At 65.7% G+C, this 14,784-nt stretch carries 16 protein-coding genes; 6 read left to right on the top strand and 10 right to left on the bottom strand.

The features are described 5' to 3' along the window. The first annotated feature begins 2 nt into the window (after positions 1–2). Positions 3–416: a hypothetical protein gene (locus AC5RT3_RS07785; protein WP_494011559.1), complete on the top strand. Its 414-nt coding sequence runs from the start codon at positions 3–5 to the stop codon at positions 414–416. Between the two features lie 230 nt (positions 417–646). Here the strand turns inward: AC5RT3_RS07785 and AC5RT3_RS07780 are convergent, their stop codons facing one another. Beyond that, complete coding sequence (locus AC5RT3_RS07780) at positions 647–1,705, bottom strand: thermonuclease family protein (RefSeq protein WP_494123929.1); 1,059 nt, start codon at positions 1,703–1,705, stop codon at positions 647–649. Positions 1,706–2,009: 304 nt separating this feature from the next. Between AC5RT3_RS07780 and AC5RT3_RS07775 the strand changes: the two genes are divergently transcribed. Then, on the top strand, positions 2,010–2,276 hold the full coding sequence (locus AC5RT3_RS07775) for a helix-turn-helix transcriptional regulator (protein ID WP_494011561.1): 267 nt from the start codon (positions 2,010–2,012) through the stop codon (positions 2,274–2,276). Further along, positions 2,273–3,517 (top strand): type II toxin-antitoxin system HipA family toxin, encoded by a 1,245-nt coding sequence (locus tag AC5RT3_RS07770; protein ID WP_494123928.1) that lies wholly within the window; start codon positions 2,273–2,275, stop codon positions 3,515–3,517. Before AC5RT3_RS07775 ends, AC5RT3_RS07770 begins: the two co-directional genes overlap by 4 nt. Before the next feature lie 23 nt (positions 3,518–3,540). Here AC5RT3_RS07770 and AC5RT3_RS07765 read toward each other — a convergent pair whose 3' ends face one another. Both AC5RT3_RS07765 and AC5RT3_RS07760 read right to left on the bottom strand, forming a co-directional pair. Further along, positions 3,541–4,470 (bottom strand): prenyltransferase/squalene oxidase repeat-containing protein, encoded by a 930-nt coding sequence (locus AC5RT3_RS07765; protein ID WP_494052011.1) that lies wholly within the window; start codon positions 4,468–4,470, stop codon positions 3,541–3,543. A gap of 17 nt (positions 4,471–4,487) precedes the next feature. Continuing rightward, positions 4,488–5,105 (bottom strand): uracil-DNA glycosylase family protein, encoded by a 618-nt coding sequence (locus AC5RT3_RS07760; RefSeq protein ID WP_494051857.1) that lies wholly within the window; start codon positions 5,103–5,105, stop codon positions 4,488–4,490. A 174-nt stretch (positions 5,106–5,279) separates the two neighbouring features. Here AC5RT3_RS07760 and AC5RT3_RS07755 point away from each other — a divergent pair, with 174 nt between their 5' ends. Then, positions 5,280–5,792 (top strand): hypothetical protein, encoded by a 513-nt coding sequence (locus AC5RT3_RS07755; protein WP_494103775.1) that lies wholly within the window; start codon positions 5,280–5,282, stop codon positions 5,790–5,792. A gap of 51 nt (positions 5,793–5,843) precedes the next feature. On the opposite strand, the gene AC5RT3_RS07750 is transcribed toward AC5RT3_RS07755, so the two are convergent. The 4 genes from AC5RT3_RS07750 to AC5RT3_RS07735 are packed head-to-tail and all read right to left on the bottom strand — an operon-like array spanning position 5,844 to position 9,257. Next, positions 5,844–6,227, bottom strand: a complete 384-nt coding sequence (locus AC5RT3_RS07750; protein WP_494011565.1) for an RNA-binding S4 domain-containing protein — start codon at positions 6,225–6,227, stop codon at positions 5,844–5,846. Between the two features lie 47 nt (positions 6,228–6,274). Continuing rightward, complete coding sequence (locus tag AC5RT3_RS07745; protein WP_494103776.1) at positions 6,275–7,393, bottom strand: sulfite oxidase; 1,119 nt, start codon at positions 7,391–7,393, stop codon at positions 6,275–6,277. Positions 7,394–7,442: 49 nt separating this feature from the next. Next, the gene (locus AC5RT3_RS07740; RefSeq protein ID WP_494051854.1) at positions 7,443–8,447 is read right to left on the bottom strand and encodes an aldo/keto reductase family protein; all 1,005 of its coding nucleotides are present in this window, start codon (positions 8,445–8,447) and stop codon (positions 7,443–7,445) included. Positions 8,448–8,474: 27 nt separating this feature from the next. Next, positions 8,475–9,257, bottom strand: a complete 783-nt coding sequence (locus tag AC5RT3_RS07735) for a hypothetical protein (protein WP_494123927.1) — start codon at positions 9,255–9,257, stop codon at positions 8,475–8,477. Positions 9,258–9,420: 163 nt separating this feature from the next. Between AC5RT3_RS07735 and AC5RT3_RS07730 the strand changes: the two genes are divergently transcribed. Further along, positions 9,421–9,819: a YchJ family protein gene (locus AC5RT3_RS07730; RefSeq protein WP_494123926.1), complete on the top strand. Its 399-nt coding sequence runs from the start codon at positions 9,421–9,423 to the stop codon at positions 9,817–9,819. A 42-nt stretch (positions 9,820–9,861) separates the two neighbouring features. Here the strand turns inward: AC5RT3_RS07730 and AC5RT3_RS07725 are convergent, their stop codons facing one another. The 3 genes from AC5RT3_RS07725 to AC5RT3_RS07715 all read right to left on the bottom strand — a co-directional run bounded on the left by AC5RT3_RS07725 (position 9,862) and on the right by AC5RT3_RS07715 (position 13,109). Beyond that, positions 9,862–10,680: a TIGR04086 family membrane protein gene (locus AC5RT3_RS07725; RefSeq protein WP_494123925.1), complete on the bottom strand. Its 819-nt coding sequence runs from the start codon at positions 10,678–10,680 to the stop codon at positions 9,862–9,864. Between the two features lie 64 nt (positions 10,681–10,744). Continuing rightward, positions 10,745–12,745: an acyl-CoA dehydrogenase family protein gene (locus tag AC5RT3_RS07720; RefSeq protein WP_494123924.1), complete on the bottom strand. Its 2,001-nt coding sequence runs from the start codon at positions 12,743–12,745 to the stop codon at positions 10,745–10,747. 61 nt (positions 12,746–12,806) lie between these two features. Then, positions 12,807–13,109: a hypothetical protein gene (locus tag AC5RT3_RS07715; protein ID WP_494011572.1), complete on the bottom strand. Its 303-nt coding sequence runs from the start codon at positions 13,107–13,109 to the stop codon at positions 12,807–12,809. A gap of 226 nt (positions 13,110–13,335) precedes the next feature. On the opposite strand from AC5RT3_RS07715, the gene AC5RT3_RS07710 reads away from it, so the two are divergent. Next, positions 13,336–14,784, top strand: coding sequence for a DUF3375 family protein (locus AC5RT3_RS07710; RefSeq protein ID WP_494123923.1), 1,449 nt, complete (start codon positions 13,336–13,338; stop codon positions 14,782–14,784).

Raw genomic sequence — 14,784 nt, 5'->3', positions numbered from 1 at the left:
CCATGGACGAATATTCAGAGGAACTGGTTGAGCTTGCTTTCATGGCTTTGGATCACGCGATCGATTCAGTGGTCTCGTCGGGCACCGATCTGGTGCCTTTTGTCATCCGGGAGCAGGCGGGCCAACGGAGCCTGCAGCGCTACCTCGTTGGGAACCAGCTCGAGGCAGGCGTTGCCGCAGCTAGGCAGTCCGTCAAAGAGGAGCCGCTTCCGGACCGCGTGGCAGTAGCCTGGGATGGCTACATGACCACGTCCGAGGGGCGGCAGGAGGCGGTCTTCGTCGAGTCCTACGAGCATGGCACGCCTGCAGGGTTCATTATGGCCCAGCGCTATCAGCGGGCCGGGTTCCTCAAGAAGAAGCGTGAATCCGTAGGGAACCCCGCCCTTGTGGAGAAGAACACCGCACCGCTTTTCTAACCGTCTTGGCGGCGGGTAGGAGCAGCCTCAGGGTCGACTGACGCGGGCATGGTGGTGGGAAAAGTGCAGGCGGATCTTTTCGCGGTGATTGGCAAGGCCAAATTGCATGTCGCCTTGTCGGAGTAGCGACTTCTCCGGGTCTTCTTGGAGGATCGGACCGAGTGCTGAGGCTCGCCGCTGAAAACAGCGAGTCGGAGAGTTCGGGAACTCTCGGACTTCACTTTTATCGGTTAGCAGGGAGTCCAGGTTTTCCCGCCCGGTGCATAGCAGCGCGGCCCGGTGTATTTGGAGGGTGCCTGTGGAACATAGGGGGCTGGGGCAGGCGGAACGTAGGGCTGGGGTGCAGGTGGGACATACGGCGCCGGGGCGGGCAACCTTCTTAGCCGCTCAGCTTCAGCAGCTGCCTGCCGGGCGGCTTCCTCCGCAGCTGCCTTTGCGGCGGCAGCAGCTTCGTCGGCAGCCTTCTTCTCGGCGGCAGCCCTTTCCTCCGCGGCCTTCTTCTCTGCTGCTGCCTGCGCCTCAGCGGCACGCCGTTCTTCCTCTGCCTTCTTTTCCGCTGCCGCCAAGTTTGTTTGGAGGGACTTGAATTCGTCCCGCTTCTTTTCACCCAGCGCAATCCTGCTGTCGAGGGTAGACAAGGCAGCCGCGGTGGCGGCTGCTGAAAGCCCAGCCCAGTAGATGGCCCTGTTTGCGTCTTTGGTTGCAGCAAAGACTGCCCGTAGCGACTTGGCGGTTGCCAGTTCCGCCACGAGCACCGCGGCGGCCGCGCCGGCGGCGGAGGAAGTCGTTGCAGGTGCAGCGCCGGCAGCTTCTTCGAGCGCCTGCGAAGTTTGGGCGAGCTGTGCGGGCAATGTGCAATCGATGGTCTCCGAGAAGAGCCCGGTCTTCTCGGTCCGGGCTTCCTCATAAGCTTCTTCCACCGGCGGCAGGAACCTGACGTTCCCGTCATACTGGACCGGTATGCCAAGTCCCTTACGTGCGATTTCTGCGTTGACCAGACTGCCGTCGGGAGCGAATACGCCTGCGAGGGTGCGGCCGAAGCGGTCGTGCCGGGTCTTGTCGAACTCAAGGCGCACGGAGGTGCCAGGCGGAAGGACGCCCGCAAGGTAATCAGTAGCCTGCGGCCCGAGGCATTCGACCGGCTGGTTCGGGTCCTTAGTTTCCGGTGTGTCCACGTTCAGCAGACGGATTGTGTGATCCGCGTTGTTGATCGACACCACCAGGGTGTCACCGTCCACAATTCTGACGACCGTGCCGTTGTCAGCGTTAGCTGCCGCGCTAACTGCCACCGAGCCGGCCACCAGACCGGCCGCCGCGACTGATGCAATGATTAGATTTTTGATCGACGTCCCCCTTGAATAGGCGCATCAGAAATCTGCGGCACTTTGCTTGACCTCGACGAACCCTGAAGCTTTCTCCTTAATGTTGGGCGCTTCCCCTCAGCTTCAGCTCAAGTTCGGCTCAAGGTTGCCGTAGTCTTGGCGACACGAACGAACGGCACGTTCGTGCCGGTTCTCTCTTTCATTCGGGCCGCTTCGGGACTAGGCTTCCAGATACGGCAGTAATCGGCACGAACGTACCTATAGGACGGTCATGGATCGGCGATTCACAGATTCCCTGGCAAACGAAGTGCGCTCTCGCCGCACCGCCCTCGGCCTCACTCAGCGGGACCTGGCCGACATGGCGGGTGTCTCCGAACGGTTCATCCGTTTCGTGGAACAGGGGAAGCCCAGCATCCAGCTGGATTCGCTGATCGCGGTCCTTGACACGCTCGGGCTGGAGCTGGACATCACCACCAGGGCCAGCCACGCTGCCCGCGTCCGAGCAGGACCGGGAAGCGCTGAAGGCGCAGCACCATGAGGCACCGGATCGCCGATATTTACAAGGCAGGCGTCCTTGCAGCAAGGCTGGAACGGCACGACGGCGGAACCCGGTTCAGCTACCTCCCCGCCTATCTCGCGTCCGGGGGTCCCGCCGTCGCCTCTTCCCTGCCGCTCACCCGCGAGCCCGTCCTGTCCGCCGCCGGGGCCGCCCCGCCGTACTTCACCGGGCTGCTGCCGGAGGGCCGCCGGCTCAACGCGCTGCGGCGTTCCATCAAAACCAGTGCGGACGACGACCTGTCCCTGCTCATCGCCGCCGGCGGAAACCCGGTGGGGGATGTCCAGATCGTGGGCCACGGGGAACCGCTGGACCCCGACGAACACGCGGTGCAGCTGGACCCGAAACAGCCCGTGGATTTCGACCAGTTGCTGGGCGATCCGGACCTGATCGACCCGGTTGCGCTGGCCGGCGTGCAGGACAAGCTGTCGGCAGGCATGATTTCGCTTCCGGTGGCCAGTGCAGGCAAGAGGTTCATCCTCAAGCTCAACGCCCCCGAATTCCCCCACGTGGTGGAGAACGAGCTGGTCATGTTCCGCTACGCCGCCAAGCTCCGGATTCCGCTCAGCCGGGTCCAGCTGATCCGGGACGTGGCCGGCCGGCCGGGCCTGCTGGTGGAGCGCTTCGACCGCATACCGCGTCCAGGTGGCGGGCCGGACGATGTGCTGCGCCTCGCCGTCGAGGACGGCGCTCAGGTTCTGAAGCTCTATCCGGCAGACAAGTACAACGTAGGGTACGGACAGGTCTGCCACGCGCTGGCGGACCACTGCTCGGCACCGCTTCCCGCGCTCCGCAACCTCGCCCTCCAGGGCGCCTTTGCATGGCTCACCGGCAACGGCGACCTCCACGCCAAGAACGTCTCCATGGTCCAGCAGCCACATGGCGAATGGGCGATCGCTCCGGTCTACGACATTCCCTCCACAGTGGTTTACGGCGACAAGACCCTGGCGCTGACCCTGAACGGCAAGCGGACAGGGATCTCGCGCCGCCACTTCCTGGGCTGGGCCACGGAGCTCGGACTCCCCGAACGCGCAGCCGCCCAGGTGCTGGAGCTCGCCCTTAAAGCATCGGGACCCCTGGTAGCGGACCTTGAGGCAGGAACGGCCTTCGCCGTCGTCAAAGGTTCACAAAGGGACGACGACGGCGGCTCACCCTTCCCGGACATGGTCACCAGGGCGTGGGTCAAGGAGCTGAAGCACCGCCGGCGTCTCCTTGAGGGGTAAGGCAAACCCCGCCTGGTGGAGGCTCAAGGACCGTCGAACCAACGGAGAACCCGAAGGGCGCGCAGCGTGTTCCAGCGGCTGGGGCTGCCATCGCCGTCCTCCAGCGCAAAATGGACCTTCCCGGGATGCGTGTTCTCCAGCAGCCAAGTTCCGTCCGGCTGCTCTTTCTTGCGGACCAGCTCCACGCCCTCTGCCAGGCGCTGGTCCGGGGCAGCTCCCGCGGCCCGAAAGTAGTCCAGGCCGCGGAGGACGTCATAGAACCAGCGGGTGGGATAGGAGAAGCGAAGCCAGTCCTCACTGATGATCTCCGCGGTCGCTTTCCGCCGCATCAGCCGGCGCTCCAGGAGGTAGTCTTCAGCCCGTTCCCGGGCAGCCCTGGATGCGGTCGTCCCGCCGGTGGCCTGCTCGTATTCCAGCAGTCCTTCGAGGACGCAGATGGTGCTGTGGAATGAGGAGCGTGTGGAGCCATTGACGGCCTCGCAGTTCCAGCCGCCGTCGGGCAACTGGTCACCCGTCAGCCGCTCCACAACGCTGTCCACGTTCTCCCCGAAGTAGGCGCCCAGCTCCGTGGCCATGCCGTTGATGCAGGGCTCCACTTCACCTTCGAAGAACGGCTGGTTGCCTTCTTCCCAGCGGCTGTTGTCCCTGACGAGCGAGATAGCACGGCGGGCCTGCGGGCTGCCCGGGACCAGACCGAAGTCCTTCAGGAGCAACAGACTGTAGGTGGTGGCGGTCCAGGGCTGGTTGTCGGGATCATCGTCGACTGCCGGCCAGTAGGTGCCGCCGGCCCACTGCCCGTCCGTTCCCTGCAGGGCGAGCAAACGGGAACCCCAGCCTTCGGTGGCAACGCGGTTCCGTTCGGCCCTGACTTCGGCGGCAGGAGCATCAGCGAGGTCCCGCAGGGCCTGCCAGCGGATGGCAGGGTCGCCGGCCAGGAGCCAGTCGAGCACCATCCGCTGCGCGGCAGGTGTCACAGGTGCTGGATGCCGGCCCGCTGCATGGCGTCTTTATAGATCTCGACGTTCTTTGCCAGGAGTTCTTCCTGCTTGGCTTCGGAGACGGCGAACGCCCGGCCTCCGAGCGCGGTTGCCTTGTAGATCTTGATGCCGCTGTTCTTCAGTGACGAGTGGTAGGTCTTCTCGTAGAGGGTGAGGAAGGCGGAGGCGTCGGTGCCGTGGGCGATGATCGCCGAGACACGGGAGTTGATTTTGAGGAACTGGCGGAACGGGCGCAGGCCGTCGGTCTTCTCCTGCACGCTCAGCGCTGACGGGCTGCCGGGCTCCCGGACCCAGGGATAGGCGTTCCACGGCATCACATAGCGGGGGTCGAGCTCAGCGAGTTCGTAGATCTGGGTGGCCCGCCGCGCGGCCTCATCGTCATTATTGTGCGACACAAAACCGGACTCGGTGCCTTTTCCGGGGCTGCCCTGCAGGCTGACGATCCGGCATTCGTCCTCGTCGTGCACCGGATCAATGTACGGAACGGTGGAGCCGGGCTTCCTTTCCATAAGTTCGTCGCAAAGCTGGGTTACCTTCGCGATGTTCGGTTCCTGTAGCAGGGCCTTCTTTTCATCCCAGTCAATCGTCACGATCTCTCCCTCACAGCAAGGTGGTCAGAACCAGGCGTCTTAGGCCACTCTACGCTTCCGCTCTGAGGGTAGGCAGGAAAATTTGGGCCATGGCACCCTACCTGGAGCAGTTGATTGAAGTGCGCGCGGGAAAACGGAACGCAGCAGCGCCGGCAGGTGCTGTTGAATGACACTATGCAGTTCACCAGGAAGGGCCTGAAGGCCGAAGGCTTTGCCGGCTTCCGCCTTGTCCGTGACCTCGAGACCATGCGGGTCCCGCAGGGGACAGGGCTCTTCGCTGTCGTGGCCCCGGAAGGCTTCGAGCCGCGCTTCCTGAAGAAAAGCACGGCCGGCACCTTCAAGAAAAAGGACCCGTCCCTCCCCGAAGCCGCACTTATCGCGGCGTGGGTGGACGCCGCCGTCGTTCTTTACGTCGGAAAGGCGGGGCCGGGTAGTAAGGGCAACCGGGGGCTACGGCGCCAGATCCAGGAATTTGTGGACTTCGGGCAAGGAAAGCCGCCCGGGCACTGGGACGGCCGGGCCATCTGGCAGCTCACCGATGCCGGATCGCTGTCAATTGCCTGGAAGGAACTGGCCCCCGAACAGCTGAACGACGCGGAAGCCGACTACCACGCAGCATTCCTGCAGGAATTCGGGAAGCTGCCGTTCGCCAACCTCGTGCAGGCGCGCACAAAGACCGGCCGCTGACGCCAAGACGAGTTCGCAACGGGCACGAGCTCGGTGTCCCTGGCCGGCTCGTCAGGCCTGCCCGCGGAGCCGCTCCATCTCGCGGCGGTCCTTCTTGGTTGGCCGTCCGGTGCCCCGGTCCCGCTGCGGGAGGCCCAGCGCCGGCGCGAGCGGCCGGGGCGGGGTGTGGTCGGTGAAACAGTGCGATGCCGCTTCCGCACCCACCCGCTTGGCGATGAGCCGCCGCACTTCGAGGATGCGTTCGTATCCGGGCATCCGGACTGTCACGGTATCGCCGGTCACCAAAGTGGCAGAGGCTTTGGACGGGCTGCCGTTCAGCCGGACGTGTCCTGCCCGGCAGGCGGCTGTGGCGGCGGAACGGGTCTTGTAGGCGCGGATGGCCCACAGCCAGGCATCAATACGGACGCTGGCGGGGGAGGCAGGAAGGCTGGTCATGGCTGGCACCGAGTATAGCCCCGTGCGCGCCGGCATTCAGTGCTGGGTCATTCCACCGTTACGCTGACCTGCTGCACCATGTTGTTGCCCATCCCCTGGTAGTTCCAGTTTTGCTCCAGGGGCTGCGTGGCGCTGGTGGCATCCGTGGCCCGGCAGGACAGGACGTGCTCGCCCGGGTCCGCCACCCAGGGCAGCGTCCACTTCCGCCACGCGAATCCGCCGGCGGGCTTGTCCAGCTGGGCGGTCAGCCACGTGCCGTCGATCCCCACCTCCACGCCTGTCACCGCGCCCCCGCCGGACCATGCACGGCCCTGTAGCAGCACCGGGCCCGGGGCCAGGATGCGTTTGCGGGTGAAGAAGTCCGGGACGCCCGGCGGAACCATCAGCGAACGCACCCTGATCCGCGAAACCGGGGTGCCGGCGTCGTCCGCGGAGTCCTGGTAGCGGTAGGCCACCTGTTGCTGGTATCCGGTGAACGGGGCGGTGACCACCTCGATGGACTCAAGCCACTTCACGCTGGCCATCCCATACCAGCCCGGAACCACCAGGCGGAGGGGGTAGCCGTGCTGGGGCGGCAGTTCGGCGCCGTTCATTTTGTAGGCGAGTACGACGTCGGCACGCAGCGCTTCACGGATTGGCAGGCTCCGCGCGTAGTGGTGGGGGACGCCGCCCTGGACCCCTGCATCGGCACCCTTGAAGACCACTTCCACGGCGTTCTGGAGAACGCCAGTTTTGCCCAGGAGGTAGGCGAGCGGAACACCTGTCCAGTGCGCGGTGCCCACTCCTTCCTGGATCCAGGGCTGGCTCATGGGCCGGGGCGAGAGGAGCGACCGGCCGTTGCCGGCGCACTCCAGCGTCACGGGTACGGTGATGGCGGGGTCCTTGCGGAGCGCCGCCATGCTCAGCTCGAGCGCGCGCTCCACCGCGCCGCTGATCCGCAGGTGCCAGGAGCCGGCGTCGAGGTCCGGAATGTCGAAGTGCGTCAGGACGTAGTGGAGCCCCGGCGGTGTGACATCCCTGCGAAGTGCCTCCAGCGGCATCGAATGGTTCCGGGCGGACAGCTGCAGCTCTTCCCGGGTCAGGGGGCCGGTGGTGGGGCCTGCCCCCGGCTGGACGGGTGCTGAATCTGGACCGGTGGGCTGCTCATGCCGGGAGGTCTGGGTCATGCCACAGGTCTACGCCCGCACCGCCGGCACGTCAACGCCTCTTCCCGGCCTACGCCTCCCGTTTTGGCGGGGACTGGGTCTTTGCCGGGTCGCGTTCCGCCAGCGAGCCGATGGCGTTGTCAATTTTCTTCAGGACCTCCGGCTCCAGCGTCACGCCGGCCGCCGCCACACTGTCCGCTATCTGCTCCGGACGGCTGGCACCCACGATGGCAGACGCCACATTGGGGTTCTGCAGCACCCAGGCGACTGCGAGCTGCGGCATGGAGAGGCCGGCTTCCTCCGCAACGGGCTTGAGGTCCTGCACACCGGACAGGACGTCGTCGCGCATCCAGCGCTCGATCATCTTGGCTCCGCCCTTTTCATCCGTGGCCCGGCTGCCTTCCGGCGCGGGCTGGCCGGGCAGGTACTTGCCGCTGAGGACGCCCTGGGCCATGGGCGACCACACGATCTGGGACACGCCCAGTTCCTCCGACGCCGGCACTACCTCGGCCTCGATGACCCGCCACAGCATGGAGTACTGCGGCTGGTTGGAGATGAGCTGGAAGCCGAGCTCTTTGGAGAGGGCGTGGCCTTCCCGAAGCTGGTCCGCGGTCCACTCGCTGACCCCGATGTAGAGTGCCTTGCCCTGCCGGACGATGTCCGCGAACGCCTGCATGGTTTCTTCCAGCGGCGTTTCGAAGTCGTAGCGGTGCGCCTGGTAGAGGTCCACGTAGTCGGTCTGCAACCTGCGCAGCGACCCGTTGATGGATTCCATGATGTGTTTGCGCGACAGACCAAGATCGTTTTTGCCCTTGGGGCCCGTGGGTCCGTAGACCTTGGTGAAAATCTCCAATGATTCGCGGCGCTCGCCCTTCAGCGCCTCGCCCAGAACGGTCTCCGCCGCGGTGTTTGCATAGACGTCGGCCGTGTCGAAGGTGCTGATCCCGGCGTCCAGGGCCGCCCGCACGCACTGGGTGGCGACGTCGTTCTCCACCTGGGAACCATGGGTAAGCCAGTTGCCGAACGTGATTTCCGAGACTTTGAAACCGCTGTTTCCGAGGTATCTGAATTCCATGCGTTTCACGCTAGCCCAGATGGTTGCTCAGGGTAAGGGCTTTTTTCCATCCGTCTGTTCGCTGGCGGGCGACGTTTCCTTGAGTATCTGCTGGGGGCCGGTCAGGGACACGAGCGATCCTGTGTCCAACGGCGCGAGGGCTGGCGGGTGCGGAGGTTTCTTGAACGACCGTGGAACCTCGTGCGGAGGCCGGTGGTTGTGTAGGGAGGACTCAACCAGCGGGGCCACTTCAGCCACTTTCTCCGCCGGCACCTTCGGATCCGGCAGGTCCCTTACGGAGAGTTTGATCTCGGGCGCGGCTGCCCGTGCCCGAGCGATGGCACGGGCGTCGGCCTCGGCCACGGCGGAGGCCCAATCCTCGGCCAGGACGGGCGGTTCACGCCGCGCGGCGGTCAGCGCAGGGTGATGGTCGACGGCGGTGCGCAGCGCCGTTTTAAGGTGTGCGGGCTTCAGAGCGGCGCGCCAATCGCGCGGCTGCCTCCCGCCGTTCGGCCCCGCAGCGGGTTTCCCGGAGGTGCGGGCAAGCAGCCCCGGGCGCGCCGGGCCCGATGCTGATGCCGCGGCAGCACCGCCGTCGGCGGCATCCTTCCGGCCCTGCAGCCGGGTGCCGTAGAGCTGGACAAGCGGTATGGATTCCTTCCGCGGACGCCAGCCGAACAGGCCCATCAGGATTATGGCGGCCAGCCGTCCCACGCCCGCGAGCACCAGGGTGATGACGCCCAGGAGAAAGAGGATAAAGAACATCAGGAAGGCAACGCCCACCGTGCCCAGGAAGGTCAGGTTGAGGACGAGCGTATCCGGGTTTTCCACGTCACCCCTCCTTTCTGCAGGCAGCGGAACCCCCGCCTCTGCCACTGTGCCCGGGCCATGGCACCTTCTCCACCATACGGATTTTTGGTGTTCCATGCCGCCGGCGGAGGCGGTGTGCCGGGGGTTGTAGCAAAGCTGTTACCGGATATGACAGCATCCCGGTATGACAAAAAGTGCGGGGCAGGAAAACTGTATGTGCCTGTCCGGGGAGCCGTACGCGCAGTGCTGCGGGCGCTTCCACTCCGGCGCGGCGGAGGCTGCCACCGCGGAGCAGCTCATGCGGTCCCGCTACAGCGCGTTCGTGCTTCTGGACGCGGACTACCTGCTGCGTACCTGGCACCCGGACACCGCCCCTGCCACCCTGGAGCCCGATCCGGGGATGGGCTGGCGCCGCCTGGACATCCTGTCCACCAGCGGAGGTGGTCCTTTCGACACCGCAGGGACGGTCGAGTTCAAGGCGTACTACCGGTACGGCGGCGAGCGGGGAGTCCTGCACGAGGCCAGCAGGTTCATCCGGGAAGACGGCCGGTGGTACTACGTAGACGGGGACGTCAGCGCCTGAGGTGTGGGACTGTGCTGCTGAAGCCACGGCTTACCCACTGAATTACTCGTCGTCGTAGTCGCTGTCCGGCGTGAACCCGGCCCGGTCCACTTTGCGGTGGAACCTCATGCCGGCGAGTCCGCCCAGGACTGCACCCACCAGGGCGACGGCGGCAACCACGACGGCAGCGATGATGCTGGTGGTGGTCAGTTGGCCCTCATTGATGGGGATGCGCGGGAAGCTGTTCAGGTTGGCCAGGACATTGAACTGCTGCCCGGCCACGAGGCCCAGGATGGATACGAGGATCGCCACGATCAGCGCCCAAATCCATACCATCAGGCCCTGCTTGGCGCCGTCGAAACGCGCCATGCGGCCCGCCACGTAGCCGCCGCAATAGTAGGACAGGAAGAGGATCACCAGCAGGACGATGATGCCCACCAGTCCAACCGTGCCCTGGTTTTGTGCCGCCTGGTTCACTGCTTCGTTGACATCCGTGTTGCTGGCGAGGCCAACTGCTGTTCCCGCGGCTGCCACCAGGGCGGTCAGCAGGACTGCCATGCCGGTGGCGGTGAGCCAGCCGAAGAAGGCTGAGCCCACCTTGATCCCGCCGAACTGTTCCTTTTCCCGCGCCACTGCGGTCTGTTGGTCAGTGAGGTTCGGATCCACCGCCGGGGCAGTGGCGGCAGGAGTGTAGTCCCGCTCGGCATAGGCTGCAGGTCGCTCCGAATACGTGGAGGCCGGCGCGGCGTCCGTTGCCGGCACCTGGTCGAAGGAGCGCGTGCTCTGGCTGTCCGCGTCTGCGGTGCGGTGGCTCCCGCTCGGGGTGTCGTCCTCCCGGGCGCGCCGCGGAGGCAGGTTCTCTGGGTCAGTTGAGCTGCTCATGCTTCAACTCAACCATTGACGCACAGCGATAGCAAGCGTGCTTACTATTTTGTGACCTGCGGTTTTACCGGTACCGGCGGTGCAGATTGTCCTTTTTGGAGGGGCCTGGGGAGGCATCGGCGATCCATGGTCCGGTCCCTTCGGACTGGTCCAGGACGCCTTCCTCCAGCCACGTGTAGTCCCCGGCGAGGACCTTGCGCGTGAGCGCGCGGTCGGCATCGTCCGTGTTACGCCACAGCTGGTCGAAGTATTCCTCCACGCGCACCCGTGCCTGCTCGCAGTACGCCTCGGCGAGCTCGTAGGCGCTCGCGGCCCGCTCCGGAGCCGTGTGCAGCAGCATTTCGGCGCGGACGCAGCAGGCCGTCATGGCGAACAGCTCGGCACCGATGTCCACCACGCGGCCAAGGAAGGCCTGTTTACGCTCCAGTTTGGCCTGCCAGCGGCCCATGCCGTAAAAGGTCTGACGGGCCAGGCGGCGGGACGAGCGCTCTACGAAGCGCAACTGTTTGGCCAGCCTTCCGAACTCCGCGTAGGACCGAGGGTCCATGCCGGCTCCGGCCACGAGTTTAGGCAGCCACTTGGCGTAAAAGCCCGAGGCGCCGACGGCGGCCTTCGCTTTGTCCGACAGGCTCGCGTCCATGGACGCGAGGTCGCCCGCTGCGGCAAGGTGCGCGTCCACGGCTTCCCGGGCGATCAGCAGGCGCATGATCTCGGAGGATCCCTCGAAGATCCTGTTGATGCGCAGGTCCCGCAGCTGCTGCTCCGCAGGCACGGCCCGCTCGCCGCGTGCTGCCAGTGACTCCGCGGTCTCGAAGCCGCGGCCGCCCCGGACCTGGACCAGTTCGTCGGCGATCCGGCAGCTGATCTCGGTTGCCCACAGCTTGGCCAGGGCGGCTTCGATTCGCACGTCCTTCTGGCCGGCGTCGGCGAGTTCGGCGGAGAGTTCAAAGACGGCATCCAGGGCAAAGGCGGAGGCGGCGATGAAGGCAACCTTCTTGCCCACGGCCTCATGTTCACCGACCGGCCTGCCCCATTGCGTGCGCGCGTTGGACCATTCGCGGGCGATCTTCAGGCTCCAGCGCCCCGACGCCACGCAGAGCGCGGGGATGGAGAGCCGGCCTGTATTAAGGGTGGTCAGCGCGATCTTCAGGCCCTGGCCTTCGCGCCCCAGTCGGTTGGCCGTGGGTACGCGCACCTGGTGGAACCGGGTGACCCCGTTTTCTATCCCGCGCAAGCCCATGAAGGTGTTCCGGTTTTCCACGGTGATGCCGGGTGAGTCCATGTCCACCACGAAGGCGCTGATCCCGCCCTTGTGCCTGGTTCCGTCGGCGGCGGTATAGGCCGGAACTACCGCCATCACCACCACCAGTTCCGCGATGACCCCGTTGGTGGTCCAGAGCTTCACGCCGTCCAGGAGGTACGCCTCGCCGTCGTCCGTTGGCGTTGCGGTGCTGCCCATCCGGGCGGGGTCGCTGCCCACGTCCGGCTCGGTCAGGAGGAACGCGGTGATGGCACCGGCCGCGCAGCGCGGCAGGTACTCCCGTTTCTGTTCCGGGCTGCCGAACACCTTGACCGGCTCCGGCACGCCGATGGACTGGTGTGCCGAGAGCAGGGCTCCGAGGCTGGGATGCACGCTGCCCAGCAGGGCGAGTGCGCGTCCGTAGTACACCAGGGAAAGTCCCAGGCCGCCGTACTCTTGCGGGATTTTCATGCCGAAGACGCCCAGATCGGCAAGGTCCCGGATGTATTCGTCCGGAATCTTCGCCTCACGCTCAATGATGCGGCCGTCCATGGTCCGCGCGTACCCAGTCAGGCGGGCCATGAACGCCTCGCCGCGCTCCACGTCCGCAGGGTCCGGGGTGGGCCAGGGATGGACCAGGCTGAGGTCGAAGCTGCCCAAATAGAGGCCCTTGGCGAAGCTGGGGCGGTCCCAGTCTGTCTGGCGGGCGGCTTCTGCGACGGCCCGGGCATCGGCGGACGTGGCGCCGGAGCCAATATGGCCGGCCGGTACGGGAGTTTCCTCGGCGGGGGCGTCCGTGGACGGGAATTCAGTGGCGGAGGTCATGGGTTATCTCCTTGGCCGGAGTGGCCGGTGAAGCCATGGATCCGCCGGGTTGGAGAACCCTTTAGCTGTCTCTCAATATTACCCGCGGGTAAGTTCCGGTGCTAGGGGTGGACTGGGCCTGGAGTTCTCCGGCTACGTCCACTGTTGACGCGTGGTTGATCAGGCGGTCCCAACCCGCGTTGATGCCGTGGACCACTGCCAGGAGCGAGTTCACAACCATCACCCATGCCAGCCTGCCGACGCCCAGCAGCACCAGGGCCGCCAGCCCTGCGGCTAGGACGAAAGCTGCCAGGATGAACGCGAAGACCAGCGTTCCGATAAATACCAGAGTGCCGGTTTCGAGTGTGCTTAGGTCGAACTGCATGTATCCCCCTGCTGCTGCGGCGTTGCGATGGCGAAGATCAGTAGCAGAAGCGTAGGGGTACTTCTTCGCGGTGGGCCAGAGCCCCGGCCTGCGGAGACCGCTGTTGATATGGGATCGAAATCCTACGGCGCAGTAGGTCACGGAGGGGTCGCGGCCGCTGGGTTAACCTTGTAGCTGGCAGTTTTCCGTTCCTGCCCCCGCCCCGCAAACAGCCCAAGGAGAGTGTGTGCCCCGCTCCGCCAGGTCATCCGCTGACGCCATCAGCGCCCGGCTCCGGGACCTCGAACTCCTCACCAAAGGGCCCGCCTGGGCCCTGACGCGGTCGGCGCCCTGGGTGATCGCGGTGCTGCAGGCATCCTTCACCCGCACCCGTCCGCAGCTGCCGCTTGAGGAGTTCCACGCCGACGTCGACTCCTTCCTCGAGGAGCTGCGCCGGCAGGACCCCGGACTGGGCGGCGGAGCCAACGGCAAATCCTTCGGCGACGAATGGACGCGGCGCCAGTTCCTGACCCGCCGGAACCAGTCGGGCCAGATCGTGTACGAAGTTACCGAGCCCGCCGCCCGTGTGCTCGCCTTCCTGGACAGCCTGTCCAGTGAGCGCTCCACCCTCAACGGCTCCCGCCTGGGCACCCTCCTGGGGGACGTGGAAAAGCTCGCCAACGAGACCAACCCGGACCAGAGTGCCCGCCTTGAATCCCTTGAAGAGGAGATCGAGGAGCGCCAGCAGCTGATCCAGGACATCAGCAGCGGCGAGTTCGACGGGTTGCTGGACGATGACGAAGCGGTGGAGGTCGCCGGCAACATCCTTGACCTCGCCGCGAGCCTGCCGGCGGACTACAAGAAGATGCGTGACCGGATCGAGGAGCTGGTGGGCGAGCTGCGCAACCAGATCATCGAGGAATCCCTGACCAAGGGCGCCACCATGGCCCAGGTGCTGGAGGCGGACAAGCGGCTCCGCCAGAGCCCGGAGGGCAGGACCTTCCGCTCGTTCACGGCCTTCCTTGAGGATCCCCAGCAGCAGCTGCGGTTCCGCTCGGCCATCGGCGAGGTGCTGAGCCGGCAGTTCGCCGACGACCTTTCCGCCGAGGACCGCGAAACCCTGAAGAACCTGGTGGCAGAACTGCGCCAGCAGCACAGCCAGATCCAGCGCATCTACGGCAAACTCAGCGAAAGCCTCAACACCTACATCCAGAGCGACGACTTCCGCCAGTCCATCCGCCTGCGCCAGGTGCTGCGCGAGGCCGAGCAGGCCATCCGGTCACTGCCCTACGAGCGCGACCGCCCGGGACTGGTGCCCGGCCCGGTGCTCTACAACGCGGGCTTCGAATCCCTCTCCATGGTGAAGCTCTTCGACCCGGACGAGTTCGCCGCTCCGCCCAAACTCGCGGACCCCATCGCCTTCAGCGACTCGGACAGGGTGCGATCCGTGCGGACGGGCAAGGCCAAACCCCAGGCCATCCGCTCCGCCATGGCAGGAGCCGCCACCCTTGCCGAGGCGTGGCAAAACCTGCCGCCGGAGGAGCAGCACATCAACTCCATCCGGGCGCTCCTCTCCCAGGCCCTCCACGACGGCGCGAACTTTGACCGCGAAGCCATCGACGGCCTGGACTTTGAACAGATAGACGGCACCACCCGCAGGGCCTACCTGCCCGTGGTCACGCTCGCAAAGGATTGA

Source organism: Arthrobacter sp. Y3221159, from assembly GCF_059089885.1.
Note: the sequence above shows the minus strand (reverse complement) of the source record. Positions and strands in the feature narration are given on the sequence as shown.

Excerpts from the sequence above, each read along its gene's own strand:
- AC5RT3_RS07765 (WP_494052011.1), bottom strand. The coding sequence starts at position 4,470 with ATGGTGCTCGACTGGCTCCTGGCCGGCGACCCTGCCATCCGCTGGCAG.
- AC5RT3_RS07755 (WP_494103775.1), top strand. The coding sequence starts at position 5,280 with ATGCAGTTCACCAGGAAGGGCCTGAAGGCCGAAGGCTTTGCCGGCTTC.
- AC5RT3_RS07740 (WP_494051854.1), bottom strand. The coding sequence starts at position 8,447 with ATGGAATTCAGATACCTCGGAAACAGCGGTTTCAAAGTCTCGGAAATC.
- AC5RT3_RS07750 (WP_494011565.1), bottom strand. The coding sequence starts at position 6,227 with ATGACCAGCCTTCCTGCCTCCCCCGCCAGCGTCCGTATTGATGCCTGG.
- AC5RT3_RS07785 (WP_494011559.1), top strand. The coding sequence starts at position 3 with ATGGACGAATATTCAGAGGAACTGGTTGAGCTTGCTTTCATGGCTTTG.
- AC5RT3_RS07715 (WP_494011572.1), bottom strand. The coding sequence starts at position 13,109 with ATGCAGTTCGACCTAAGCACACTCGAAACCGGCACTCTGGTATTTATC.
- AC5RT3_RS07730 (WP_494123926.1), top strand. The coding sequence starts at position 9,421 with ATGACAAAAAGTGCGGGGCAGGAAAACTGTATGTGCCTGTCCGGGGAG.
- AC5RT3_RS07720 (WP_494123924.1), bottom strand. The coding sequence starts at position 12,745 with ATGACCTCCGCCACTGAATTCCCGTCCACGGACGCCCCCGCCGAGGAA.
- AC5RT3_RS07775 (WP_494011561.1), top strand. The coding sequence starts at position 2,010 with ATGGATCGGCGATTCACAGATTCCCTGGCAAACGAAGTGCGCTCTCGC.
- AC5RT3_RS07770 (WP_494123928.1), top strand. The coding sequence starts at position 2,273 with ATGAGGCACCGGATCGCCGATATTTACAAGGCAGGCGTCCTTGCAGCA.
- AC5RT3_RS07745 (WP_494103776.1), bottom strand. The coding sequence starts at position 7,393 with ATGACCCAGACCTCCCGGCATGAGCAGCCCACCGGTCCAGATTCAGCA.
- AC5RT3_RS07725 (WP_494123925.1), bottom strand. The coding sequence starts at position 10,680 with ATGAGCAGCTCAACTGACCCAGAGAACCTGCCTCCGCGGCGCGCCCGG.